Origin of the sequence: Shewanella alkalitolerans (assembly GCF_019457575.1) — a bacterium.
In the GTDB taxonomy this organism is placed as follows: domain Bacteria; phylum Pseudomonadota; class Gammaproteobacteria; order Enterobacterales; family Shewanellaceae; genus Shewanella; species Shewanella loihica.
Genome location: NZ_CP080422.1, coordinates 2,302,393 through 2,326,990, shown reverse-complemented (window position 1 = coordinate 2,326,990; position 24,598 = coordinate 2,302,393). Strand labels below are relative to the sequence as shown.

The following is a 24,598-nucleotide window of genomic DNA, read 5'->3' as shown; positions in this document are numbered from 1 at the left end:
TTTCGAACTCTTTAAAAAGGAATTGTGCGTTAACGATGAATAATGACCTATTGAGCCACACCATAGTCGAATTTTATGAAAAGCTCTCGTCTTGGGAGATGGCCGTAGTCAAGGATGCCGGCCACTCCTTGCCTCAGATCCATGCCGTAGAGATTTTGGGCGGCAATGGTGACATGCGGATGAAAGAGCTGGCGGAGAAGATGGGGATCACCACAGGGACACTTACGGTACAGATCGATAAGATGGAGCAGGCGGGCCTGGTAGCGCGTAAGGCCCACCAGCAAGACAGGCGCTCGATTTTGGTTGGATTAACCCAGCAGGGTCAGGCTGTCTACCGGGAGCATGACCAACTGCACCATGGCTTGTCAGATCAACTTACCGCTAAGTTCTCCGACAGCGAACGTGAGCTCTTGTTGAGTTTTTTCCAGCGCATGAACAGCGAGTTTTAACCCGCAACTCATGCACTGCGTCTGTAAAAACACTTTTTTTTCACCTCGGGTGTGTAAACTCCCGAGTGCTACTTCAAAGTGCTAAAGCCCTGCTCGTCAATAGTCTGATGCGATTAACAACTGGCAACTAGTAGGTGTCAGTTAGCAAATAGCCTTTCACCTATCGGCCTTACGTCATAGCTGTTAACAAAGGTGTTCTGTGCCTGTGTTGGTAGGCGGATAGCGATTACAATTGTGGCGCGGTGTGTTGATTGGTAATATTGCCGCAACATTTTTGCTCCGAGGTTATCTGAATTTTGACTAATGGCAAAATTTTGATAGGTAAGTGCTATTTGAGAAGTGCTTTTAGCTAAGTGCTTTGAGCATGAATTGCTTCTGACTCAGGCCAGGTTTGGCCCTGATGTGAAAGATGATGCAGAAGATGAAAAAGAAGTCTTGGCGTTATTTGATTGGCAGGTCGTTGTAACCGGCGGCTTGGCGAGTTATTTAACGTCATTTTAGGTTTATTTACAGAGAGAACACTCAGTGCTGTCACGCGTTAAAACCCTTTCGGTGAATCAGTTTACACTGCTCACCGCGTTATTTTATGTAGGCGTATTTAATATTCCGCTGTTTCAGATTGTTCAGCAGGGTATAGAGAAGCAGGGCAAGGTTAATTACCTCTTCATCGCCACCATTCCGTTATTTCTAATCTTCGCGTTAAGCTTCATCTTCTCGCTTTTTTCGGTTAAGTATCTGCTTAAGCCGTTCTTCATCATCGTGACTCTGATCTCTTCCAGTGTGTTTTTCGCCGCGCTGCAATATGGCGTCGTGTTCGATTACGGCATGATCGAAAACACAGTGCAGACCAACAGCGCCGAGGCATTAACCTATCTTAACTGGTCTTCAATCTTAAACTTTACCCTGACCGGATTGCTGCCGGCGCTGCTGATCTTTAAGGCCGATATCGTCTACAAGCCTTTCGTGAAAGAGCTGCTGCATAAGCTTGCCTTCATGTTCGCCATGCTTGCCGGTATCGCGGTGATCGGCTTCTTCTATTATCAAAACTATGTCGCCTTTGGCCGTAACAATGATCAGATGAAGCGCTACATAGTCCCTACCTATGCCATCGGGTCTATGATCAAGTATGTCAAGGTTAACTACTTCCAAGAGCCGCTGGTCTATAAGGTGCAGGGCAAAGATGCGAAAAACCTGACCCTAGATCATAACGGCAAGCCTAACTTGGTGGTGGTCGTGGTCGGCGAGACCGCCAGGGCCCATAACTATGAGTATTATGGCTATGATAAGCCAACCAATGCCCATACCAAGGCTTATGACATGATCGCCTTCCAAGACTCCGAGTCTTGCGGCACGGCAACGGCCGTGTCCCTGCCTTGTATGTTCTCGAGTATGGATAGAGAAGATTATGACGCGCGCCAGGCACAGGCCCAAGACACCGCCATGGACGTGCTGGATCACGCCGGTATCTCGCTGGACTGGCTGGATAATGACAGTGGCTGCAAGGGCGTGTGTGACCGCGTCAAACACATCAACATAGATCTCAATAGCGACCCAGAGCTCTGCGACGGTCATTATTGCTACGATCAGGTCCTGTTGAATGAACTCGATAAGCGCCTTGCCGAAGGTGTCAGCCAGGATACCCTTATCGTGCTGCACATCATAGGTTCACACGGCCCGACGTACTATTTGCGCTATCCAGAAGCCCATCGCAAGTTTGTGCCCGATTGTCAGCGTAGCGACATCCAAAACTGCAGTGATGAAGAGCTGATGAATACCTATGACAACACCATCTTGTATTCCGACTATATTATCGCTCAGGTGATCTCACGCCTCGAGGCGCAGCAGAACAAGGCCGACACTGCCTTGCTCTATGTGTCCGACCACGGCGAGTCGCTGGGGGAGAGTGGCATGTACCTTCACGGCGCGCCTTATGCGATAGCACCGGATGAGCAGATCAAGATCCCTATGCTGGCCTGGCTCTCAGCGGATTTTGCCTCCGACAATGGTTTAGACAAGCAGTGTCTGCGTGAATACGCCACCAAGGGCGGCTTCTCACACGATAACCTCTTCTCCAGCCTGCTTGGTCTGATGAACGTATCGACCGAGGTGTATCGCAAGGAAAAGGATCTGTTTGCGACTTGCCGGGTAAAATAGTGGTTTGTAACATAAAAACAACAAAAATAGCTGGTAAGGCTTAAAATTTTCGTTATTGTAGAGATTGCGCCTTCATTCATCAAATTACGCGGATGAAGGTGCCTAGTGTGCGCTAGTGTTTCTCTAATAATAAAATGGCGAAAATCTCTATGAATTTGGCTAAACAACTTACCGAGACCGAACTTTCCGCTAAAATTCTTAGGCATGCCGTTCCGCGCATGTCAGAACTCAATATCCCAGTAACCCCAGATAATTATGCCGTGTGGTATGAGTATTTCCGTGGGGTCAATCTGGATCTTAAGCGCGCCATCGACACTCTGGTAGCCAGCCGCGCTCAGTTTACCGCCGAGGTCAATGCCGGCCTCTATAACAGCTTCATTCGCGAGCAGTCACCGGAAGTGATCGAGAATGTGCAGATTGAGACGCAGATCTTGATCAATAATTTTATGACCCGTTTATCCGAGGTCACCGCAGGTACGGCGCAATTTAACCTCAGCCTTGCCACCTTTCAGCAGAACATCAGCCAGGACCCAGACCCTAAGACCCTCGAGCGCCTGGTCGATACCCTGGCCGAAGAGGTGTCTCAGGTGGTGATCAGCAATCGCCAGATGGAAGCGAATCTGAAGACGATGAATCAGGAGGTCGCCGCGCTGAAGGCCGAGATGGAAGATCTCAATATCGCCGTGATGACAGATCAGCTCACCTCGCTTCGTAACCGCCGCGCCTTCGATGAGGAGGTTCTGGGTCATATTCAAAGGTTCAGAAGAGAGCAGCGCCTTAGCAGCTTGCTGCTGGTCGATATCGACAACTTTAAGCAGTTTAATGACACCCATGGTCACCTGGTGGGAGATAAGGTACTCGCCTATATCGCACTAGCGTTAAAGCAAGGGGTGAAGGGGGATGACTTTGTCGCGCGTTACGGCGGTGAAGAGTTTGTGATCCTGCTGCCCGATACCGAGCATTCAGGCGCCATGGTGGTGGCCGAGCAGCTTAGGGCTCGTATCGCCGAGCGCCACCTAAGCATTGGCAAAGACAAGAAGCTTTCACTTGGGGCGATCACTGTCTCCATAGGGGTGGCGACACTGCGCCATGATGATGACAGAGAGTCTTATCTGGTGCGCGCCGATGAAGCCCTATATAGAGCCAAGTCCGCGGGCCGCAACTGTGTGAAGGGCTAATAGGCTCAATAAGTTACTGTTTCAAAGGCTAGCTCTGTTGTGAGCTAGCCTTTCTGTAAGCGGGTGTGAAAGTAGTTTTAGCAGCTAAGCGTAAAATGGTTAATGCTTAGCAAACACGCTAAATAAGCACGGCTTACAAGCTGGGCGCACCAGCTAGTCTTGTTTCGGCTTGAGGGGCATGTCCATCTTGATCAGATGCTCCTCCATGTCAAAAGTAACACTGAAGCCCAACTTCTTCGCTAGGCTTGCCATGTTGCGGTTTTCAAACATGGTGAAGCCGGTGAGCAGCTCGGTGTCATTGGCCTTGTAATAGGCGATCAATTTTTCCAGTAATAATTTACCTATGCCTATCCCCTGATGGTCGCTGCGCACCGCCATGGCAAACTCGGCCTCGGTATTGTCGGGGTCGATGGAGGCCCTCACGGCACCTAAAGTAATATCATCGCCATCGGCACCCTTGGTAGTGGCGATAAAGGCCATCTCCCTGGCGTAGTCAATCTGTGTCAGTACCGCCATCTCTTCATGGGTCATCTTAGAGCGCACGCCGAAGTAACGTTTATACCTGTCTTCGTCGGAGAGGGAGTTGTCAAAGGCCAGATGCTTAGGCTCATCTTCCGGTAAAATTGGCCTTAGCATGATCTCAAGACCGTTTTTCAATACCGCATGCTCTTCAAGCTCCTTAGGGTAGGGGCAGATAGCTAGGCGGTTGGTATTGTCCTGGGCATTGGCATTGAGCTGAATATTCACATCTAACAGGGTGATCTGCTCACCGGCGCACAGCACAGGGTTAAGATCTAAGCCCGCGATCTCGGGGCAATCTATGATGAGATGGGAGATCTGGGTGAGCATGACGCACAGAGCGTTCATGTCTAAGCCCAGCGGCAGATGCCTGTCTTTGAGCTTGTGGGTCTTCAGCGCCTGGATCACCATGTAGCGGGCCAGGGTCATATTCAGTGGCGGCAGTGCAACCACCGCATCTGTGCTGGGCTGCCACTCGGAGCCGCCTTCGCCAAGCAGGATGGCCGGGCCAAACACGGGATCATGGGTCACCGCGACGCGGATCTCCTGAGTGCCAGCGGTGAGCGCCATCTTCTGCACTATGAGCCCCTGGATGTCGGCGTCCTGGTTGAGTGAATGTACCCGGCCGACCATGGCATCTGCGGCCTGTAACACCTCCTGATGGGAGGTGAGGTTGAGCATGACGCCATGAACATCGGATTTATGGTGAATATCAGGTGACTGCACCTTGAGGGCGACGGGATAGCCTACCTGTTCGGCAATTTCGGCGGCGCGCTCGGCACTGGCGGCAAAGTGGGTCTCTATGGTGTTAAGCCCATAGGCCTTTAGGATGGCACTTGCCTCATGGGTCTCGATCACCTGCTTGTTATCGGTTATAGCTCTTTGCAGCAAGGAGCGCGCAAGTTGGGCATCGGTGGGAATATTATCCGGGATAGATTGCGGCACTTCCTGCAGCAACTTTTGGTTGCGTCTGTATTCCACCATGTGCATGAAGGCACCGACGGCTCCCTCTGGTGTGCGATAGGTGGGCACCCCGGCGCGGTTAAAGTGTTTACGGGCCTGATAGGCCGAGTCTTCGCCGCTCCAGTTAGTGAGCACATTGACCTTGTGACGCCTTGGATGTTTTGAGACAAGCTCTATGATGCTGTCGGCGATCTCTATGCTATCTCCAAGAGCAGAAGGAGAGTGCAACACCAAGATGGCATCGGCCACATCGGCGTTCATCAGAATATCCAGGCTCTGGGTGTATCGCTTGGCATCGGCGTCGCCTCCGATGTCCACCGGATTTTGCCCGGACCAGGTATCGGGCAGCAAGGCATTGAGTTTGTCGAAGGTGTCGTCGTCTAAGGTGGCGGCTTTACCGCCGCCGAGAATTAGCTGATCTAGGCCTAGTACGGCGGGACCGCCGCCATTACTGAGAATCGCCAAACGCTCGCCCTGCAAGGGAGCAGAGTGGGCCAGGGTTTCTACCGCGGCAAACAGCTCTACCAGATCGTTTACCCTCAGCATACCCGCGCGTCTGAAGGCGGCCTCGTAGACGGCGTCGTTACCCACTTCCCCACCTGTGTGTAGCTTAGCTGCTGTGGTGCCCTCAAGGCTGCGACCCGATTTGATCACTAATATCGGCTTGTTACGTGCGGCGGCGCGGGCTGCGGAGAGAAAATGGCGCTTCTCGTTGACCGAGTCTATGTAGAGCATGATCGCCGTGGTGCGCGAGTCTCGCCCGAGAAAGTCCAGCAGCTCGTCGAAATCTATGTCGGTAGCATCGCCCAGGGATATAAAGGAGGAGAAGCCGATCCCCTTGTTGTTGGCCCAGTCCAGTACCGTGGTGCAGATGGCGGCAGACTGGGACACAAAGGCGATTTTACCCGGTAGGGCGCTGGTGTGTGCCAGGCTGGCATTGAGGCCGAGATTGGGCAACATCATTCCCAGGCTGTTGGGGCCGAGGATACGCATGCCGTAGCGTTTGGCGTGGGCGCGGGTCAGCGTCAATAGATTCTGTCCCTCCTCATCGAGTTGGTTGGCCATGCCGGAAGCGTTGATAATCGCTACCTTGCAGCCAAATTGGGCGAGACGCTCGACGATGGCGGGGACGCGGCTGGCTGCGGTGCAGATGATGGCCAGATCTGGCTTAAGCGGCAGGGCTTCGATATTGGGGTAGGCCAGCACGCCCATCACGGCATCGTATTTTGGGGTGACCGGCATGATAGGCCCGGAAAACCCGCTGGAGAGCAGGTTGCGCATTACGACATTGCCGGCGCGCTTGGCGCCGTTAGAGGCTCCAATGATGGCCACCGACTTAGGTTTAAATAGGGTGTGTAATGTACGCTGGCTCATTCCCGGCTCCTGTTGTCACTCGCCAGCAAACAGTGTACCTCAGTTGTACTTTTTTTCTCTAGGATTTTAGTAGGATAAGCAGCGTCTAACATGCCCATCAATCGGGCTACACAGCTTGCAACACTTTGACATCAAGGGTTAACAACCTTGACGCGGTTTTTGGGCTTTACTTGAGGGGATCTGATGTGCCGAGGCGACTAGCAATGCAATTGGATGCAGACCTAAGTGCCTTTGCGGATCGGCAATAAACAGGTATCGCGGCGCCGTTATCAATACGGCTTAAGGAGTTGAAGATGAAAACAGGGGCGTTTGTTTCTATCGGTGTAGCAGTTACGGCTCTAGGTTTAGGCTTGAGTTCTCAGCTGGCAGTGGGTGAAGAGGCGGCAGCCACCGCTAAGACCAGCACTAATACCAATGCCAATTATAGATTTGTTGCGCAGGACAGTAGCGTCGAGACCAAGATCTGTATTGCGGCGGGTAGCGATAACAGTTCGGCGTTAAAGCGTAAACTGGTTAACTATGACCATAACATGCGCTTCGGGGTCAACAGCATCTCCTGCAATGGCGTAAGTCTGGCGCAGTTTGCCCACCAGTATCAGGCATCACAAAGCTTTCAGTTTCTCGAGCGACACTCCTCGATCGCCAATCGAGTGAAAACCAAGGTGAGCATTACCGATCTTGCTAGCAATAGATCCGGCGGTGGTGAACCGATTGTGGTGATGGTGAGTGCGAAGTAGGCTGAATAGCGAGTAACAGGCATAAAAAAACCAGCTTGCGCTGGCTGATATTTTTACAAGATGGTACAACCGAGTGGATTCGAACCACCGACCCCCACCATGTCAAGGTGGTGCTCTAACCAACTGAGCTACGGTTGTACTGTTATCTCTTGTAAAATTGGTACAACCGAGTGGATTCGAACCACCGACCCCCACCATGTCAAGGTGGTGCTCTAACCAACTGAGCTACGGTTGTACTGCTTTACCGTTCACGACCTCTCGGCCAGCGAACGAGCGCTATATTACGAGGGATGTGATGTGAGTTGCAAGTAAAAAATCGTAATTTTTCAATCAAGCGGTGATTTGCTGCGCAACTTGATCTTTTTAACGCCAAAGCGTCGTTATATTCGGCAAAGTGTTTACATAAAGATTCAGGCAAGATGACGATTATTTAGCTAAACATCAGCTTGCCTGTGTCGATCTTGGCTATAGGTCGGCGTGATTAATCGGCTGATCAACCAAGGCCAGTTGCTTTGGATGCTTTTGAATATACTGAAGCCTTAAGGCAAACAGCAGTGCGGCGCTGGTGAGACCGGCGATCAAGCCAATCCAGAAACCGTGGGCGCCCATGGCAGGAACCAGTATGTCGGTTTCTGCCAGCAGATAGCCGAGCACCATGCCGATAGCCCAATAGGAGACAAGGGTAATGTAGAAGGCGCTGCGGGTGTCGTGATAGCCACGCAGGGCACCTGCAGTAACTACCTGCACCGAGTCAGACAGCTGATATAGAGCGGCCAGGAACATAAGGCTGCTCGCCAGGGCGACCACCTCGGGATTTTGATTATAAAGCAGCGCGATCTGAGTGCGAAACACCACTGTGATGACGGCCGTGCAGGCTGCCAGGCTAAAGGCGATAGCCAGACCGACCTTAGTCACTAGCTTAGCCACGTCCGCCTTATCTTGTCCGAGGTAGTATCCGACCCGTATCGACACGGCGATGCCGATAGAGAGTGGCAGCATAAACACTATGGATGAAAAGTTAAGCGCGATCTGATGGCCGGCTACAACGTCTGCGCCGAGCGGGGCGAGCAGCAGCGCTATGATGGCAAACAGGCTCACCTCGAAAAACAAGGCCATGGCGATAGGCATTCCGTGTTTGGTCATTCTCTTCATGGTCTTAAGATCCGGCAGGTGGAAGGCACCCAGCGGCTTGATAACGGCGAAGCGCTTATGCCACTGCATGTAAATTGTCATGGCGATAAACATGGCCCAGAACACCAGGGCCGTTGCGATACCACAGCCCGCACCGCCCAGCGCGGGCGCACCTAGATGGCCATAGATGAAGATATAGTTGGCCGGGATGTTTACCGCCAGGCCAACAAACCCTATCACCATAGTCGGTAGCGTGTAGGAGATCCCCTCGCTACATCCTCGCAAGACCTGATAGAGCACGAAGGCGGGGACGCCCCAGGCAAATCCATGGAGATAGCTGACACTCAGCTCTGCTAGCTCGGGGGACAAATCCATTAATTTGAAGATCTGCGGCGCAAAAAGCAGAAAGCTTATCACTACGGCCGCGCCGATTATGGCAATATAGGCAGCCTGAAAAGCCATCGGCCTGATAGCATTTTGATTATCGGCGCCATGATGGCTGGCAAACACAGGGGTAAAGGCGACCAGCAAACCCTGTACAAACAGTAGCGCCGGCAGCCACAGACTGCCGCCGATGGCCACCGCGGCCATATCTAATGCGCTGACACGTCCGGCCATGACGGTATCGATAAAACCCATCATGGTTTGGGTGACCTGGGCGATAAGCACAGGCAACGCGAGATGGACGAGCTTTTTGGCTTGAAAGCCGAATTGATTCATGAAAACGCCTTAATGCAGAGAGTAAAAAATGTTTACAGGTATTGTTCAAGCCACATGTGAAGTGGTGGCTATTCATAAAAAAGATGGTCTTAATACAATCGAAATTGCGATGCCGTCACACCTGAAGGAAAACTTGCAGCGAGGTGCAAGTGTCGCCAATAACGGCGTCTGTCTGACCGTTACCGAGATGGCAGATGATAGGGTGTTTTTCGATGTAATGGAAGAGACATTGAGGCTTACTAATTTGGCCGGTCTGTCTGTGGGAAGCCAGGTTAATATCGAGCGCTCATTGACCTATGGCAGCGAGATAGGTGGCCATGTGTTATCGGGTCATGTGCACACTCAGGCAACCGTGGTCGAGGTGAGTCATACGCCTGCTCATTTTGATGTCCGTCTCGAAGTCGACCCTAAATGGATGAACTACATTCTCTACAAAGGATTCGTTGGCGTGAATGGTTGTAGCCTGACCGTTGGTGAGGTGAGTGAATCTGGCTTTATGCTGCACCTCATTCCAGAAACCCTGGAGATCACCAACTTAGACGAGGTCGCTGTCGGCACTATGCTTAATATCGAGATAGACAGTCAGACTCAGGCTATCGTGGACACGGTTGAACGGGTATTGGCCAAGCGTTTGGGTTAAACGTTTTGGTTAACGGATAGGGCTTGGCGTTGAGGCGCAGAATAGGGCTTTGCCTGATGCGGCGAACCTTTATCTGGCTAAATTTAGCAACGCAGACAATAAGCCGAGGCTAACTTATGGCAAGTCCTTATAGACCTATAAGATTAAGCGGGCGATAAGATACAGTTGCTTGTAAGTTTAAAAGCCTTGGCCTAATAGTACTGCTCATCGTCCGAGTCCACATAGACCTCTATTTTCTGTCTGGAATCGTCTATGTGGGTTCGAAAATGGATAGGGTTACAGCAGACGCGACAATCGTCGTAGTAGTCCTGATCGCCACAACTGATATCTAAGTTAATATGTTGATGGTGCCCACAGTGGGGACAACAGATCACTTTATCAAAAATTTTCATCCGTCGGCTCCTGTATATCCGGTTGCGCTGCGACCACCATCGATAGCGATCACCTGGCCATTAAGGTAGGGGCTCTCCAGGATAAAACACACGGTATCGGCGATATCCTCGGGGCTGCCGGGCCTCGCTAGAGGTATGGCCTGAGTGACGCTAGCGATAGCCGCTTGATCGCTCTGGGATGGCCAGAGTATCGCGCCTGGCGATATACCGTTGACCCTTATCTTAGGCGCTAACTCTTGGGCCAAGGCTCGGGTCGCCATGTTTAATCCTGCCTTAGATATAGAGTATAGCCCATGGTGTTTTAAGGGGCGGTCGCCGTGAATATCCACCAGGTTGATGACGCAGCCGTCATTGCTGGCGAGGTTTTCACTAAGCTTGGTGGCTAACAGATAGGGCGTGAGCAGATTAAGGTTTAACAGCTGCTGGCTGGACTGCCAGTCTTCAAGATTGCTGTCTGGTACAAACAGCGAGGCGTTATTGATAAGAGCGCCAAGCGGAAGTTGATGGTCATTAATGTGTTGGATAAGGCTAAGGGGCCCTTGTTCGGTGGCGAGGTCGGCCTGAACAGTCTGGCACGAGTTTACCCGGCTGAGGTTAAGCTTGCCTGCGAGCGCCCTTGCTTCACTTTCTGATCCATTATAGTGCAGCAGTATATTGAAGCCTTTACCGTGCAAGGCTAATACGATCGCTTCACCAATACGTTTGGCACCGCCGGTTACCAGTGCCCACTTGTTCATTGTCATCTAAGTTGCTCATTATCTGTTGAGCCCAATCTTGGATGACTTTCCCCTTTATAGCAATAGCTTGGCAATAGCGTAGCAAGTGCTCGGGCAATAGCAGGCCTATAGCGCAGTTGAAGCCCAAGACAACTGACCTGTTTGGTTTTAATCGTTATCAGTTTTGGCTGGCGAGCAGCTCCTGATCGCCTCCTTGCTGCGGCAACTCGGCATGTAGCGCCTTGAGCTGCTGGTCGAGTTCAATAGCTATCTCACTTTCCAGTTGGCTCACATCCAGGCCAATAGTCGATGTTTGCAGTTCGATCCCTTTGGCTTCGAAAGCCTGCACTTGAGTTTGCTGCGTAGCAGTTTCCAGCATAGACGCGCCGCGAGTGCCGTCATTAGGATACAAAGGCTGATAGAAGAGTGCGGTCAATAATATTAGCTTCATCATGGTCGGGCTCCTTAGCGAATTAGCCATAACGATATGGCGGCTAGAGTAGGGGCGGTCCATGACTTTTCGATGACATCCAGATGGACAATTGGTGACAGATTTAACGACCTGTAGCCGGCTAGTTAGATTAGCGGCTATTTTAAGGCGAAGCGGCGGCCTTAAACCTTGCGATTTGCCTGATGCCGCCCTAGAATGTCAGGCCTGCGTTGAAGTAGATCAAAACTCCGGTAATGTTTTGCGCTTCAGTTGCTTAAATTTTTCTCAATATGACCAAGTGGCCCTACGTAGGGGTCACCACTGGATAAGGATTATACATGCCTGTAATTACACTTCCCGATGGCAGCAAGCGCGAGTTTGCTAACGCCGTTTCTACCCTAGATGTCGCCGCGGACATAGGTCCTGGTCTCGCAAAAGCCTGTATCGCAGGTCGCGTCAATGGCGAGCTGAAAGATGCTTGTGACTTGATTGAGACCGATGCCGATCTCGCTATCCTCACCGCAAAAGACGATGAAGGGGTAGAGATCTTACGTCACTCTTGTGCTCACCTATTGGGTCACGCCATTAAGCAGATGTGGCCTGAAACCAAGATGGCCATCGGCCCGGTGATCGATAACGGTTTCTACTATGACGTGGATCTCGACCATAAGCTGACCGAGGAAGATGTAGCCGAGCTAGAAAAGCGTATGCTGGCACTGGCTAAGACAAACTATGATGTGGTGAAGCGCGTCGTCAGCTGGCAAGAAGCCCGTGACACCTTCGAGTCACGCGGCGAAAGCTACAAGGTGGCCATCTTGGATGAGAACATCAGCAAAGATGACCAGCCTGCGCTCTATCATCACGAAGAATATACCGACATGTGTCGTGGCCCCCATGTGCCTAACATGAAGTTCTGTCATCACTTCAAGTTGATGAGTGTTGCTGGTGCCTACTGGCGCGGTAACTCAGACAACAAGATGCTGCAGCGTATCTATGGTACCGCTTGGGCAGACAAGAAGGCCCTTAAGGCGCATCTGACTCGCCTCGAAGAAGCGGCTAAGCGCGACCACCGTAAGATAGGTAAGCAGCTTGACCTGTACCATATGCAGGAAGAAGCCCCTGGCATGGTGTTCTGGCACAACGACGGTTGGAGCCTGTTCCTCGAGCTTGAAAGATTCATTCGTCAGAAGCTGGGTCAGTACACCTATCAAGAGGTGAAAGGCCCCTTGATGATGGACCGTGTATTGTGGGAGCGCAGTGGTCACTGGGATAAGTATTCCGAAGCCATGTTCACTACGCATTCGGAAAACCGTGAGTACGCGGTGAAGCCGATGAACTGCCCAGGTCACGTGCAGATCTTCAACCAAGGCCTCAAGTCTTACCGCGATCTGCCACTGCGTATGGCCGAGTTTGGTTGTTGTCATCGTAACGAGCCGTCGGGCTCTCTTCACGGCTTGATGCGCGTTCGTGGCTTTACCCAGGATGATGCCCATATCTTCTGTACCGAAGAGCAGGTGCAGCAAGAGGTAAGTGGCTGTATCAAGATGGTCTACGACACCTATGCAACCTTTGGTTTCCACGATATCGTGGTTAAACTCTCTACTCGCCCAGAGAAGCGTATCGGTGACGATGCCATGTGGGACAGGGCAGAGCAGGCATTGATGGATGCGCTGAAAGCCAATGACATCGAGTATGAGATCCTGCCGGGCGAAGGTGCCTTCTATGGTCCTAAGATCGAATTTACGCTCCATGACTGCTTAGACAGGGCATGGCAGTGCGGTACAGTGCAGCTCGATTACGCCTTGCCTGGACGTCTAGGCGCGACTTATGTTGCCGAAGACAACAGCCGTCAAACGCCTGTGATGATCCACCGTGCGATTCTAGGCTCTCTGGAGCGTTTCCTAGGGATCCTGATCGAGGAATACGCAGGTAAGTTCCCAACCTGGTTGGCGCCGGTTCAAGCTGTTGTGATGAATATTACTGACAAACAGTCTGAATATGTTGACGAAGTGGTCAAATTATTTAAAGATCAGGGGATTCGTGCCTCGAAAGACTTGAGGAATGAAAAGATTGGCTTTAAAATACGCGAACACACCCTAAGGCGTGTTCCCTATCTATTGGTCGTGGGCGATCAAGAGATGGAAAATAGGGAAGTCGCGGTGCGAACCAGAGATGGTGTTGACCTAGGTAAGATCAAAATCGATCAATTTGCTGCCATGGTTAAAGAACAGATTTCGCTCCGTAGTCTAAATTTGTTGGAGGAATAGGTCATAAAGATCAAGAAAACAGACGTGCGTAAAGCAGCGGCGAATAGAATTAACGAACTCATTGTTGGCGTATCAGAAGTACGCCTCAATGGATTAGACGGTGAAACTATCGGCATTGTAAGTCTTCGTGAAGCGCAAGAACTTGCAGATGAAGCGGGCGTAGATCTGGTAGAGATCAGCCCAAACGCTGAGCCGCCTGTATGTCGCATAATGGACTACGGAAAGTATCTTTTTGACAAGGCTAAGGCCCAAAAAGAGCAAAAGAAGAAGCAGAAACAGATACAGGTGAAGGAAATCAAATTCCGTCCCGGTACTGACGAAAACGACTATCAGGTAAAACTACGCAACCTGAAGCGTTTTCTAGAAGACGGCGACAAGGCGAAAGTTACGCTGCGTTTCCGTGGTCGCGAGATGGCTCACCAGAGTCTTGGTATGAATCTTTTGAATCGTATTAAAGACGATCTGGCTGAGATAGCAATCGTGGAGGCTTTTCCAAAAATGGAAGGTCGCCAGGCTGTGATGGTGCTCGCGCCGAAAAAGAAATAGTAAGGCAAATTTAAAAGTAGCAGAGACCTCTCTGAGGGCCTCTGCTCGCCTTGCGTTTTATTAATTTCCCAATGCGGAGTTTTAGCAATGCCTAAAATGAAAACAGACAAGGGTGTACAAAAGCGTTTTAAGAAAACCGCTAACGGTTTTAAGCGCAAGCAAGCCCATTTACGTCATATTTTGACCAAGAAGAGCACTAAGCGTAAACGTCACTTACGTGCTAAATGTTTAGTTGCGAAGTCTGATGTGCCAGCAATTGCACGTCAACTACCATACGCTTAATTAGAGGAGTAAAGAACAATGCCTAGAGTTAAGCGTGGTGTAACCGCTCGTGCTCGTCACAAGAAAGTATTAAAACTAGCTAAAGGTTATTACGGAGCTCGCTCACGTACTTACCGTGTTGCTAAGCAAGCAGTAACCAAAGCTGGCCAATATGCTTACCGTGACCGTCGTCAGAAGAAACGTCAATTCCGTCAACTGTGGATTGCACGTATCAATGCGGCTTCTCGTCAAAATGGTCTGTCTTACAGCCGTTTCATCAACGGTCTGAAAAAGGCGTCTATCGAAATCGATCGTAAGATTTTGGCAGACATCGCTGTATTCGACAAAGTGGTTTTCGCCACTCTAGTTGAAAAGGCAAAAGAAGCTCTAGCTAAGTAATTAGTGAGCTTTGCTTTGAAAGGGACCCCAGGGTCCCTTTTTTTGTGCCCGATCACCGCAAATTTATTTGGCTGATTTCCAACACAAAAAAAGCAGGCACATGGCCTGCTTTTACAATATGAGTAATGCTTACTGTGCGTCTAAGAAACGCTCTGCATCCAGGGCAGCCATACAGCCGGTGCCCGCAGAGGTGATCGCCTGACGGTAATGTTGATCCATCACGTCACCAGCGGCGAATACACCAGGAATGCTGGTTTGGGTAGCGTTACCGCCGAGACCGCTCTGCACCTTGATGTAGCCATTGTTCATCTCTAGCTGACCTTCAAACATCTGAGTGTTTGGCTTGTGGCCGATGGCGACGAACACGCCCATGACATCAAACTCTGTAATGCTTTCATCTTTGGTGCTCTTGATCTTCACGCCGGTCACACCCATGTTGTCGCCAACGACTTCGTCTAGTGTGCTGTCGAGATGCAGAACTATGTTACCGTTCGCAACTTTGTCCATCAGACGCTTGGTCAGGATCTTCTCAGAGCGGAAGCTGTCACGGCGATGGATCAGGTGAACTTCTGATGCGATGTTGCTCAGATAAAGCGCTTCTTCAACCGCCGTGTTACCACCACCGATCACCGCAACCTTCTGGTTACGGTAGAAGAAACCATCACAGGTGGCACAGGCCGAAACACCTTTACCCTTGAAGGCTTCTTCCGATTCCAGGCCAAGGTACATGGCCGAGGCGCCGGTTGAGATGATCAAGGCATCACAAGTGTACTCACCGCTGTCGCCTTTCAGTTGGAAAGGGCGCTCTTGCAGGTTAACTTCGTTGATGTGGTCGAAGATGATCTCAGTCTCAAATTTCTCGGCATGCTTCTGCATACGCTCCATCAATGCCGGACCGGTTAGATCGTCGGCGTCGCCTGGCCAGTTTTCAACTTCGGTCGTGGTCGTCAGCTGACCACCTTGCTGCATACCTGTGATCAAAACAGGCTTTAGGTTTGCTCTGGCAGCATAAACAGCGGCGGTGTACCCAGCAGGGCCCGAACCCAAAATTAATAAGTTACAGTGTCTAGCTTGGCTCATCTTTTTCTCCGTGCCTTTAGCGAATTGCAGCGATTGTAGGGAATTTCCCCTAAGGGGTAAAGGCAATCTTTTAGATTGTTCTAATCGAAAAAGGGAGCCATTGGCTCCCTTTGTTTACACTCTTTACTTGATTAAGCGAGTAGTACGCTTGGATCAACAAACTCGAAGTTCAGGGCTTCGGCAACTTCTTTACAGGTTACCTTACCATGCATTACGTTCAAGCCGTTTAGCAGGTGCTTGTCTTGTCGCAGTGCTTCGCGGTAACCCATGTCGGCCAACTTGATGATGTAAGGCAGGGTCGCGTTGTTCAGCGCGAAGGTAGAAGTACGAGCCACTGCACCTGGCATGTTAGCCACACAGTAATGTACTACTTCATCAACGATATAAGTTGGGTCTTGGTGAGTCGTAGCATGAGAAGTCTCAACACAACCACCTTGGTCGATGGCGACGTCAACGATAGCGCTGCCTGGCTTCATACGCTTGATGTGATCTTTGGTTACTAGCTTAGGTGCTGCAGCACCAGGAACCAGTACGCCACCGATCACTAGGTCGGCTTCCAGTACGTGCTTTTCGATAGCGTCGGCAGTCGAGTAGATCGCCTTAACGCGGTTGTCGAACTGAGCGTTCAGACGACGCAGCGCATCGATGCTGCGATCTAGGATAACCACGTCTGCGCCCAGACCTACGGCCATCTGCGCTGCGTTGGTACCAACCATACCGCCGCCGATGATAACGACTTTAGCTGGCTCAACACCAGGTACGCCGCCAAGTAGCATGCCGCGGCCACCCATTGATTTTTCCAGTGCCATGGCACCAGCCTGGATAGACATACGACCGGCAACTTCAGACATTGGCGCCAGTAGCGGAAGGCCGCCACGGGCATCGGTTACTGTTTCATAGGCGATACAGACGGCACCGCTCTTAATAAGATCTTCAGTTTGTGGCAGATCGGGAGCAAGATGAAGATAAGTGAACAGCAACTGATCTTCACGCAACATGGCACGCTCGACCGCTTGAGGTTCTTTTACCTTAACGATCATTTCTGCTTTCGCAAAAACTTCAGCTGCAGTGTCTAAGATTGACGCGCCTACATCGACATAGTCTTGGTCGCTAAAACCGATCCCAACACCTGCATTCTTCTCTACAAATACTTCATGACCTTTTAGGGTCAATTCGCGGACACTTGACGGCACCATACCAACGCGATATTCGTGGTTTTTGATTTCTTTAGGTACACCAATTATCATCTTCGAGCCTCAAATTGAATAAAAACCCATTTATTCTGGGTTGAATTGTTATTTTATAGGTCCTGAACGTGATTGTTTCAGGGAAATCTAGTATAGTATCACTTCGGCAGTTAATGCTGCTGAACTTTTGACATACGTAGCAGTAAATGTTGTTTTAGTGATAAAGCAAGGTTAAAAATATGGTTAATAATAAAAAGAGTCCTATAAAAGACTTAGATCGGATCGATCGTAACATCCTTAACGAGTTGCAAATCGACGGCCGCATTTCCAATGTGGAGTTGTCAAAGCGTGTAGGGCTGAGCCCCACTCCCTGTTTAGAGAGAGTTAAAAGACTCGAAAAGCAAGGTTACATCAATGGATATACTGCGCTAGTAAATCCCCATTATCTTGGGGCCTCATTACTTGTGTTCGTAGAAATCACGCTAAATCGCGATACTGCAGAAGTATTTGATAAGTTTAATCGTGCCGTACAGCTGCTCGATGATATTCAAGAATGTCATCTGGTTTCTGGCGACTTCGACTATTTATTGAAGACCCGTGTTTCTGACATGTCTGCCTATCGTCGCTTGTTAGGTGAAACTCTACTTAAGTTGCCCGCTGTTTCTGATACTCGTACCTACGTTGTGATGGAAGAAGTCAAGCAGACCAATAGAGTTGCAATCAATGTAACGCTTGAGTCTTAAAAACGATTTATGTCGTAAAAAAGGAGCCGTAAAGGCTCCTTTTTTTTCACCTCGAATAGTTTTTCACCAATGAAGGCCTTTTGCCTTGCTATTGTGCTGTATAGGCAGGTAAAACGCTGCATAGCACGAATTATTTTGATATCTTAGGCTCACCTTTTCGTTTTTGCTTTGTGGGTTGTCTTTTGTCTAAGGGAAATAGTGTCAAAACACTCAGCGGTCTGCAGCGTCTGCTTGAAGGCGGACTCATCCTCTGCTGCATGGTCGCCACCTATATTCTGCTTGCACTGAGCAGCTTTCATTCGTCTGATCCTGGATGGAGTCAGTCTAATTTCGAAGGTGAGATTAAAAACGTTACCGGCGCCGTGGGAGCATGGCTTGCCGATGTGCTCTTCTATTTCTTCGGTTACACCGCCTACCTAATTCCTATCATAGTGGCGGTCACCGGCTGGCTGTTGTTCAAACGTATTCATCGCCTGTTGGAGATAGATTATTTTTCGGTAGGGCTAAGGCTGATTGGTTTCTTGTTGATCACCTTCAGCCTTGCGTCCCTTGCCAGCATGAATGCCAACGACATCTACGAGTTCTCGGCAGGCGGTGTATCCGGTGATGTGATCGCCGATGCCATGTTGCCTTATTTTAATCAGCTGGGCACCACCTTGCTGCTGCTCTGTTTCGTCGGCGCCGGCTTTACCTTGCTGACCGGCATCAGCTGGTTAACCGTGGTCGAAATGGTCGGTTTTGCCACCATCTGGTGCATTAGGCAGCTAAAACATATTCCAGAGAAGTTCTCCAGCGCGCCCGAAACCGATGATACCAAGGGGTTCATGTCGGTATTTGACCGGTTTAAGGAGTCTCGTCGTCAGAAAGCTTTGGCTAAGGCCGAAGAGGACGCCTATGAGGACGAACAGGATGAATATGACGAGGATGAGGCTCAAGAAGCTTCTTCTCGCGGCCGGGTTAAGGAGCCAAGCTTTAGCCTGCCAACGGCAAAAACCGCTGCCGAGGTAGAAGCGCAAGACCCTGCTCTGAGCTTTAGTGCTCAGGATGATGAAGTCTCCATAGATTTCGATACTAAGCATTCAACCGGCGCCGTGCTACCCAAGAAGCTGCCTAAAAATCAGAAGGTCGAGCAGGCGAAAATTGTCGATGGCATAGTCGTCCTGCCTGGTGGGGAAGAGGCTCAACCGAAGAAGCCTGTTACGCCGCTGCCGGATATTTCACTGCTCGATGTGCCAAACCGTAAGACAAACCCAATCAGTCAGGAAGAGCTGGATCAGGTGGCGCGTCTGGTCGAGGTCAAGCTTGCCGACTTTAACATTGTGGCCAAGGTGGTCGGGGTCTTCCCTGGTCCTGTGGTGACCCGTTTCGAGCTTGAGCTCGCGCCAGGCGTCAAAGCGTCTAAGATCACTAACCTGTCGAAAGACCTCGCGCGCTCGCTGCTAGCCGAGAGCGTTCGAGTGGTCGAGGTGATCCCGGGTAAGGCCTATGTGGGTCTGGAGATCCCTAATAAGTTCCGCGAAACCGTGTTTATGCGTGACGTGCTGGGCAGCGAAGCCTTTGAGCATAGCAAGTCTCATCTTAGCATGGTGCTGGGGCAGGATATCTCGGGCGAGCCTGTGGTGGTGGATCTTGGTAAGATGCCACACCTTCTGGTGGCCGGTACCACAGGTTCGGGTAAGTCTGTGGGGGTCAACGTGATGATCACCAGCTTGCTCTATAAGTCTGGGCCGGATGATGTACGCTTCATCATGATCGACCCTAAGATGCTGGAACTCTCTGTGTATGAAGGCATTCCACATCTACTCTGTGAGGTGGTCACCGACATGAAAGAGGCGGCTAACTCCCTGCGCTGGTGTGTAGGCGAGATGGAGCGTCGTTATAAGCTAATGTCTGCATTAGGGGTGCGTAACCTCAAGGGCTATAACGCCAAGATCAAGGAAGCCAAGGAGCGCGGTGAGGTGATCACAGATCCCCTGTGGCGCTCACAAGATAGCATGGAAGAGCAGGCGCCTGAGCTGGATAAACTGCCGTCTATCGTGGTGATCGTCGATGAATTTGCCGACATGATGATGATCGTCGGTAAGAAGGTGGAAGAGTTGATCGCCCGTATCGCCCAGAAGGCCCGCGCCGCCGGTATCCACCTTATTTTGGCGACCCAGCGTCCATCGGTCGATGTGATCACGGGTCTGATTAAGGCCAACATCCCAACCCGTATGGCATTTCAGGTATCGTCTCGTATCGATTCGCGCACCATCTTAGATCAGCAAGGTGCTGAAACGCTGCTGGGGATGGGTGACATGCTCTATCTGCCGCCTGGGACCAGTGTGCCTATCCGCGTTCACGGCGCCTTTATCGATGACCATGAAGTCCATGCTGTGGTGGCCGACTGGCACAGTCGCGGCAAGCCGCAATATATTGATGAGATCTTGCAGGGCTCGGCTGAAGGGGAGCAGGTGCTGCTGCCGGGTGAAGCCGCGGAGAATGATGAAGAGATGGACTCTCTCTACGATGAGGCGGTGGCCTTTGTTACCGAGACCCGTCGTGGTTCTATCTCCAGCGTGCAGCGTAAGTTTAAGATTGGCTATAACCGCGCCGCTCGCATCATAGAACAGATGGAGATGCAGGGCGTCGTCAGCTCTCAAGGTCATAACGGTAACCGTGAGGTGCTGGCGCCTCCGCCGCCGAAAGATTATTAAGCTCTCTTTAATATTTCTCGTGGCAAACTCGTGAGACACTCTCTGATAAAAGGTAGAGAGTTATAAGTCAGGACTTTAAACTCCTGAGTTTATAGGGACAGTAACCCGAGTGAATAGCGAGCGCTTTTATATGAAAGGATTTGAAATGCTAAAACCCTTATCTCAATTAGTCTGTGCCTTGCCTCTAGTCGTGGCGGCATCGAGTTACGCCGATGATTCGGCAGCCCTAAAGGATAAGCTTGCCAAGCTGGATAACCTCAAGGCCAATTTTAGCCAGCAGGTAACCGACGTTAACAACAAGGTGATCCAGCAGGGCACGGGCACCTTCGCCCTGGCGGTACCTAACCAGTTTTATTGGCATCTGACCCAGCCGGATGAATCCCTGATTGTCGCCGATGGCCGCGACGTGTGGATCTACAATCCCTTCGCCGAAGAGGTGTCCGTGTTAGATTTCAATCAGGCCATCGATGCCTCGCCGATCGCGCTCTTGGTACATCGCGACGAAGCGACCTGGCAAGCCTATCAGGTAAAGCGTCAGGATGATTGTTATCAGATCACCCCTAAGGCCGTCGATGCCAGCGTGACTAGTGTTGAGGTCTGCTTTAAGGATGAGCAACTCGAGGTGATGAAGCTGACAGATCAGCAAGGTAACCTCAGCGTCTTCAATCTGTCAGCCCAGGCGCCTTTGAAAGACGCCGATGCTAAGCTGTTTCAGTTTACCGTCCCCGAAGGCGTCGATATTGACGATCAGCGCCTCAAGGCATTGGATTAAGCCTTTGAATTAGCTATTAGAATATGCCATTTGAATAAGTCATTAGATAAGGCCATTTGTGTCTAGCTTAAGTTTCGATTTCGCGCCAGATTTCCGCCCGCTTGCCGCAAGAATGCGGCCGGAAAAATTGTCGCAATATATAGGGCAAGATCACCTGTTAGGTGAGGGTAAGCCGCTGCGTCAGGCCCTCGAGGCCGGCAGGGCTCACTCCATGATGTTCTGGGGACCGCCGGGTACCGGCAAGACCACACTCGCCGAGTTGGTTGCCCATTACGCCAATGCTCATGTCGAGCGCATCTCTGCGGTCACCTCAGGGGTGAAAGAGATCCGCGCCGCCATCGAGCACGCCAAGAGTGTGGCCCAGTCACGCGGGCAGCGCACCTTACTGTTTGTCGATGAGGTGCACAGGTTCAACAAGAGCCAGCAAGATGCCTTCTTGCCTTTTATCGAAGATGGCACTGTGATTTTTATCGGTGCAACCACGGAAAACCCCTCGTTTGAGATCAATAACGCGCTGTTATCCCGCGCCAGGGTCTATCTGATCAAGCGGCTGCAAGATGAGGAGATCATCAAGATAGTCCGTCAGGCGCTTGAAGATGAGGAGCGTGGTCTGGGTAAGCGTCAGTTGACGATGCCAGATGAGGTTGCTGAGAAGTTGGCTAGTCTCTGTGATGGCGATGCCCGTAAGGCCCTAAACCTTATCGAGTTGATGAGCGACATGCTGCCCGATGGCGGCGAGTTTAATGCTCAGATGCTTATCGAGGTGGCCGGGCAACAGCTGGCCGGATTCGATAAGAATGGCGATCAATATTACGACCTTATCTCTGCGGTGCATAAGTCGATTCGGGGCTCGGCGCCGGATGCGGCGCTTTACTGGTATTGCCGCATGCTCGAAGGGGGCTGCGATCCGCTGTACGTTGCCCGTCGCCTGCTGGCCATCGCCTCGGAAGATATAGGTAACGCCGATCCTGTGGCCATGTCGGTGGCGGTCAATGCCTGGGAATGTTTCCATCGGGTGGGACCGGCCGAAGGGGAGCGTGCTATCGCCCAGGCCGTTGTCTATCTCGCCTGCGCGCCCAAGAGTAACGCCGTCTATACCGCCTTCAAGGCGGCGCGCCAGCTGGCGCGGGAGACTGGCGGTCAGCCGGTGCCTAATCATCTGCGCAACGCCCCAACTCAGTTGATGGCCGATATCGGCCTTGGCGAAGGTTATCGCTACGCCCATGATGAGCCCAATCATTACGCCAGTGGTGAGTGCTATTTCCCCGAGCCGCTTGCAGGCACGCAGTTCTACTACCCTAGCGAGCATGGGTTCGAGAAACGTATCAAGACCAAGCTGGCCACCTTGGCCGAAATGGACAGGGCAAGTGAGGTGAAACGCTATGAATAATCTCATTTTTGTGGCCCTGGGTGGTTCCATCGGCGCGGTATTTCGTTATCTTATTTCAATATTCATGATTCAGGTGTTTGGCTCTTCTTTTCCTTTTGGTACACTCATGGTCAATGTGATCGGCTCCTTCCTGATGGGCGTGATCTATGCCCTAGGTGAAGCGAGTCAGGTCAGTCCTGAAATCAAAGCATTAGTAGGTGTTGGGTTATTAGGAGCACTTACTACGTTTTCAACTTTTTCGAACGAAACCCTGTTATTGATGCAGCAGGGCGCCTGGTTGAAAGCATTTACAAATATCGCTCTGAACCTATGTCTATGTTTATTCATGGTTTACTTAGGACAGCAGTTGGTTTTTTCTCGCATTTAACTATTAAGAAACTAAAAACATGTTAGATCCCAAATTTTTACGTACTGAATTAGAAGCGACCGCCGAGCGTCTCGCCACCCGTGGTTTTATCCTGGATGTGGATCGTCTCAGCAAGTTAGAGGAAAAGCGTAAGTCACTACAGGTGGCGACAGAAGAGCTGCAAGCGTCCCGTAATGCGATCTCCAAGTCTATCGGTCAGGCTAAGGCAAAGGGCGAAGATGTTGCACCTATCATGGCCAAAGTCGGCGATCTTGGCGCCGAGCTTAGCAGTAAAGAAGCCGAGTTAAAGCAGCTGCTTGAAGAACTGAATGCTATCGCCATGAGCGTGCCTAACCTGCCGGACGAGTCGGCGCCTATTGGTGCGGACGAAAACGACAACGTCGAGATCCGCCGCTGGGGTGAGCCTAAGCAGTTTGATTTCGATGTGAAAGATCATGTGGATCTGGGTGAGCAACACGCTGGTCTTGATTTCAAGAGTGCCGTTAAGATCACCGGTTCTCGTTTCATCGTGATGAAGGGGCAGATCGCCCGCATGCACCGTGCGCTAACTCAGTTCATGCTGGATCTGCACACCACCGAGCATGGTTACACTGAAACCTATGTGCCGCTGCTGGTTAACGAAGACAGCCTGCTTGGTACCGGTCAGCTGCCTAAGTTTGGTGAAGATCTGTTCCACACCAAGCCTGCTACCGAAGAAGGTCAGGGCCTAAGCCTAATCCCGACCGCCGAGGTGCCGCTGACTAACCTGGCTCGCGATACCATTATCGATGAAGATGAGTTGCCGATTAAGATGACGGCTCACACGGCTTGTTTCCGCAGCGAAGCCGGCTCATACGGCCGTGATACTCGTGGTCTGATTCGTCAGCACCAGTTCGACAAGGTAGAGTTGGTGCAGCTGGTGAAGCCTGAAGACTCTATGGCCGCGCTCGAAAGCCTGACTCAGCACGCCGAAACTGTGCTGCAACGCCTAGGCCTGCCATATCGCACCGTAGTGCTCTGTACTGGTGATATGGGCTTTGGCGCGGCGAAGACCTTCGATATAGAAGTCTGGCTGCCGGCGCAGAACACCTACCGCGAGATCTCATCTTGCAGCAACATGCAGGATTTCCAGGCCCGTCGCATGCAAGCGCGCTACAAGGCCAAATCTGCCAAGAAGCCGGCATTGCTGCACACACTGAACGGTTCAGGTCTTGCAGTCGGCCGTACCTTAGTGGCAGTGCTGGAAAACTATCAGAATGCCGATGGTTCAATCACAGTACCTGAGGCGCTACGTCCATACATGGGCGGCCTGACTCAAATAGGCTAACGCGATAAAGAGATAGTGTGAAACATGGATAACGGTGGGCGCTATTTTCAGTGGCTGACCTATGTCGTCATTATCTGTATCTTCGTCGCAGTAATGTTAGCAACATTTGGGAAAGCGATTATGTTAGTGGTGAAAAATCTCTAACCACAAAAAAACCTTCGCCATCGCGAAGGTTTTTTTA

At 51.1% G+C, this 24,598-nt stretch carries 22 protein-coding genes and 2 tRNA genes; 15 read left to right on the top strand and 9 right to left on the bottom strand.

What is annotated here, in order from left to right; genetic code table 11:
* The first annotated feature begins 35 nt into the window (after window positions 1–35).
* From K0J45_RS10420 to K0J45_RS10410, 3 genes are all read left to right on the top strand, one after another.
* Entirely contained in the window at window positions 36–449 is a 414-nt protein-coding gene (locus K0J45_RS10420; RefSeq protein ID WP_220042510.1) for a MarR family winged helix-turn-helix transcriptional regulator, read from the top strand.
* A gap of 525 nt (window positions 450–974) precedes the next feature.
* Window positions 975–2,603 (top strand): phosphoethanolamine transferase, encoded by a 1,629-nt coding sequence (locus tag K0J45_RS10415; RefSeq protein WP_220042509.1) that lies wholly within the window; start codon window positions 975–977, stop codon window positions 2,601–2,603.
* A gap of 149 nt (window positions 2,604–2,752) precedes the next feature.
* Window positions 2,753–3,781: a GGDEF domain-containing protein gene (locus K0J45_RS10410; protein WP_220042508.1), complete on the top strand. Its 1,029-nt coding sequence runs from the start codon at window positions 2,753–2,755 to the stop codon at window positions 3,779–3,781.
* A gap of 153 nt (window positions 3,782–3,934) precedes the next feature.
* Here K0J45_RS10410 and K0J45_RS10405 read toward each other — a convergent pair whose 3' ends face one another.
* Window positions 3,935–6,637 carry a bifunctional acetate--CoA ligase family protein/GNAT family N-acetyltransferase gene (locus K0J45_RS10405; protein WP_220042507.1) on the bottom strand — a complete coding sequence of 901 codons (2,703 nt, stop codon included), beginning with the start codon at window positions 6,635–6,637 and terminating at the stop codon, window positions 3,935–3,937.
* Between the two features lie 293 nt (window positions 6,638–6,930).
* On the opposite strand from K0J45_RS10405, the gene K0J45_RS10400 reads away from it, so the two are divergent.
* Window positions 6,931–7,374: a DUF3718 domain-containing protein gene (locus K0J45_RS10400; protein WP_220042506.1), complete on the top strand. Its 444-nt coding sequence runs from the start codon at window positions 6,931–6,933 to the stop codon at window positions 7,372–7,374.
* 61 nt (window positions 7,375–7,435) lie between these two features.
* Here K0J45_RS10400 and K0J45_RS10395 read toward each other — a convergent pair.
* The 3 genes from K0J45_RS10395 to K0J45_RS10385 all read right to left on the bottom strand — a co-directional run bounded on the left by K0J45_RS10395 (window position 7,436) and on the right by K0J45_RS10385 (window position 9,225).
* Window positions 7,436–7,512 (bottom strand) — tRNA-Val (locus tag K0J45_RS10395).
* A 20-nt stretch (window positions 7,513–7,532) separates the two neighbouring features.
* Window positions 7,533–7,609: transfer RNA gene (locus K0J45_RS10390), tRNA-Val, on the bottom strand.
* Window positions 7,610–7,839: 230 nt separating this feature from the next.
* Window positions 7,840–9,225, bottom strand: a complete 1,386-nt coding sequence (locus K0J45_RS10385) for an MATE family efflux transporter (RefSeq protein WP_220042505.1) — start codon at window positions 9,223–9,225, stop codon at window positions 7,840–7,842.
* A 28-nt stretch (window positions 9,226–9,253) separates the two neighbouring features.
* Between K0J45_RS10385 and K0J45_RS10380 the strand changes: the two genes are divergently transcribed.
* On the top strand, window positions 9,254–9,865 hold the full coding sequence (locus tag K0J45_RS10380) for a riboflavin synthase subunit alpha (protein WP_220042504.1): 612 nt from the start codon (window positions 9,254–9,256) through the stop codon (window positions 9,863–9,865).
* Between the two features lie 191 nt (window positions 9,866–10,056).
* On the opposite strand, the gene K0J45_RS10375 is transcribed toward K0J45_RS10380, so the two are convergent.
* From K0J45_RS10375 to K0J45_RS10365, 3 genes are all read right to left on the bottom strand, one after another.
* A complete protein-coding gene (locus K0J45_RS10375) occupies window positions 10,057–10,257 on the bottom strand; it encodes a CPXCG motif-containing cysteine-rich protein (RefSeq protein WP_011865833.1) in 201 nt (66 codons plus the stop codon).
* Window positions 10,254–11,000, bottom strand: a complete 747-nt coding sequence (locus K0J45_RS10370; RefSeq protein ID WP_220042503.1) for an SDR family oxidoreductase — start codon at window positions 10,998–11,000, stop codon at window positions 10,254–10,256. The genes K0J45_RS10375 and K0J45_RS10370 overlap by 4 nt, the downstream gene beginning before the upstream one ends.
* A 151-nt stretch (window positions 11,001–11,151) precedes the next feature.
* Window positions 11,152–11,427 (bottom strand): hypothetical protein, encoded by a 276-nt coding sequence (locus K0J45_RS10365; protein ID WP_041511219.1) that lies wholly within the window; start codon window positions 11,425–11,427, stop codon window positions 11,152–11,154.
* A gap of 314 nt (window positions 11,428–11,741) precedes the next feature.
* Between K0J45_RS10365 and thrS the strand changes: the two genes are divergently transcribed.
* From thrS to rplT, 4 genes are all read left to right on the top strand, one after another.
* Window positions 11,742–13,670 carry a threonine--tRNA ligase gene (thrS, locus tag K0J45_RS10360; protein WP_220042502.1) on the top strand — a complete coding sequence of 643 codons (1,929 nt, stop codon included), beginning with the start codon at window positions 11,742–11,744 and terminating at the stop codon, window positions 13,668–13,670.
* A 3-nt stretch (window positions 13,671–13,673) separates the two neighbouring features.
* Window positions 13,674–14,216 carry a translation initiation factor IF-3 gene (gene infC, locus K0J45_RS10355; RefSeq protein ID WP_041511221.1) on the top strand — a complete coding sequence of 181 codons (543 nt, stop codon included), beginning with the start codon at window positions 13,674–13,676 and terminating at the stop codon, window positions 14,214–14,216.
* An 87-nt stretch (window positions 14,217–14,303) separates the two neighbouring features.
* Window positions 14,304–14,498, top strand: a complete 195-nt coding sequence (gene rpmI, locus K0J45_RS10350; RefSeq protein ID WP_011865828.1) for a 50S ribosomal protein L35 — start codon at window positions 14,304–14,306, stop codon at window positions 14,496–14,498.
* A gap of 18 nt (window positions 14,499–14,516) precedes the next feature.
* Window positions 14,517–14,876 (top strand): 50S ribosomal protein L20, encoded by a 360-nt coding sequence (gene rplT / locus K0J45_RS10345; RefSeq protein ID WP_011865827.1) that lies wholly within the window; start codon window positions 14,517–14,519, stop codon window positions 14,874–14,876.
* Window positions 14,877–15,005: 129 nt separating this feature from the next.
* On the opposite strand, the gene trxB is transcribed toward rplT, so the two are convergent.
* Together trxB and ald are read right to left on the bottom strand one after the other, a co-directional pair.
* Window positions 15,006–15,956, bottom strand: coding sequence for a thioredoxin-disulfide reductase (gene trxB / locus K0J45_RS10340; protein WP_011865826.1), 951 nt, complete (start codon window positions 15,954–15,956; stop codon window positions 15,006–15,008).
* A gap of 131 nt (window positions 15,957–16,087) precedes the next feature.
* A complete protein-coding gene (gene ald, locus K0J45_RS10335) occupies window positions 16,088–17,203 on the bottom strand; it encodes an alanine dehydrogenase (RefSeq protein ID WP_011865824.1) in 1,116 nt (371 codons plus the stop codon).
* A gap of 179 nt (window positions 17,204–17,382) precedes the next feature.
* On the opposite strand from ald, the gene lrp reads away from it, so the two are divergent.
* The 6 genes from lrp to serS all read left to right on the top strand — a co-directional run bounded on the left by lrp (window position 17,383) and on the right by serS (window position 24,417).
* Complete coding sequence (lrp, locus tag K0J45_RS10330) at window positions 17,383–17,886, top strand: leucine-responsive transcriptional regulator Lrp (RefSeq protein WP_011865823.1); 504 nt, start codon at window positions 17,383–17,385, stop codon at window positions 17,884–17,886.
* A 182-nt stretch (window positions 17,887–18,068) separates the two neighbouring features.
* Window positions 18,069–20,582: a DNA translocase FtsK gene (locus K0J45_RS10325; RefSeq protein ID WP_220042501.1), complete on the top strand. Its 2,514-nt coding sequence runs from the start codon at window positions 18,069–18,071 to the stop codon at window positions 20,580–20,582.
* A 145-nt stretch (window positions 20,583–20,727) separates the two neighbouring features.
* Entirely contained in the window at window positions 20,728–21,354 is a 627-nt protein-coding gene (lolA, locus tag K0J45_RS10320) for an outer membrane lipoprotein periplasmic chaperone LolA (protein ID WP_220042500.1), read from the top strand.
* A 58-nt stretch (window positions 21,355–21,412) separates the two neighbouring features.
* Complete coding sequence (locus K0J45_RS10315; RefSeq protein ID WP_220042499.1) at window positions 21,413–22,744, top strand: replication-associated recombination protein A; 1,332 nt, start codon at window positions 21,413–21,415, stop codon at window positions 22,742–22,744.
* Window positions 22,737–23,111 (top strand): fluoride efflux transporter CrcB, encoded by a 375-nt coding sequence (gene crcB / locus K0J45_RS10310; RefSeq protein ID WP_011865819.1) that lies wholly within the window; start codon window positions 22,737–22,739, stop codon window positions 23,109–23,111. The genes K0J45_RS10315 and crcB overlap by 8 nt, the downstream gene beginning before the upstream one ends.
* A 19-nt stretch (window positions 23,112–23,130) precedes the next feature.
* A complete protein-coding gene (gene serS / locus K0J45_RS10305) occupies window positions 23,131–24,417 on the top strand; it encodes a serine--tRNA ligase (RefSeq protein ID WP_011865818.1) in 1,287 nt (428 codons plus the stop codon).
* Window positions 24,418–24,598 lie beyond the last annotated feature (181 nt).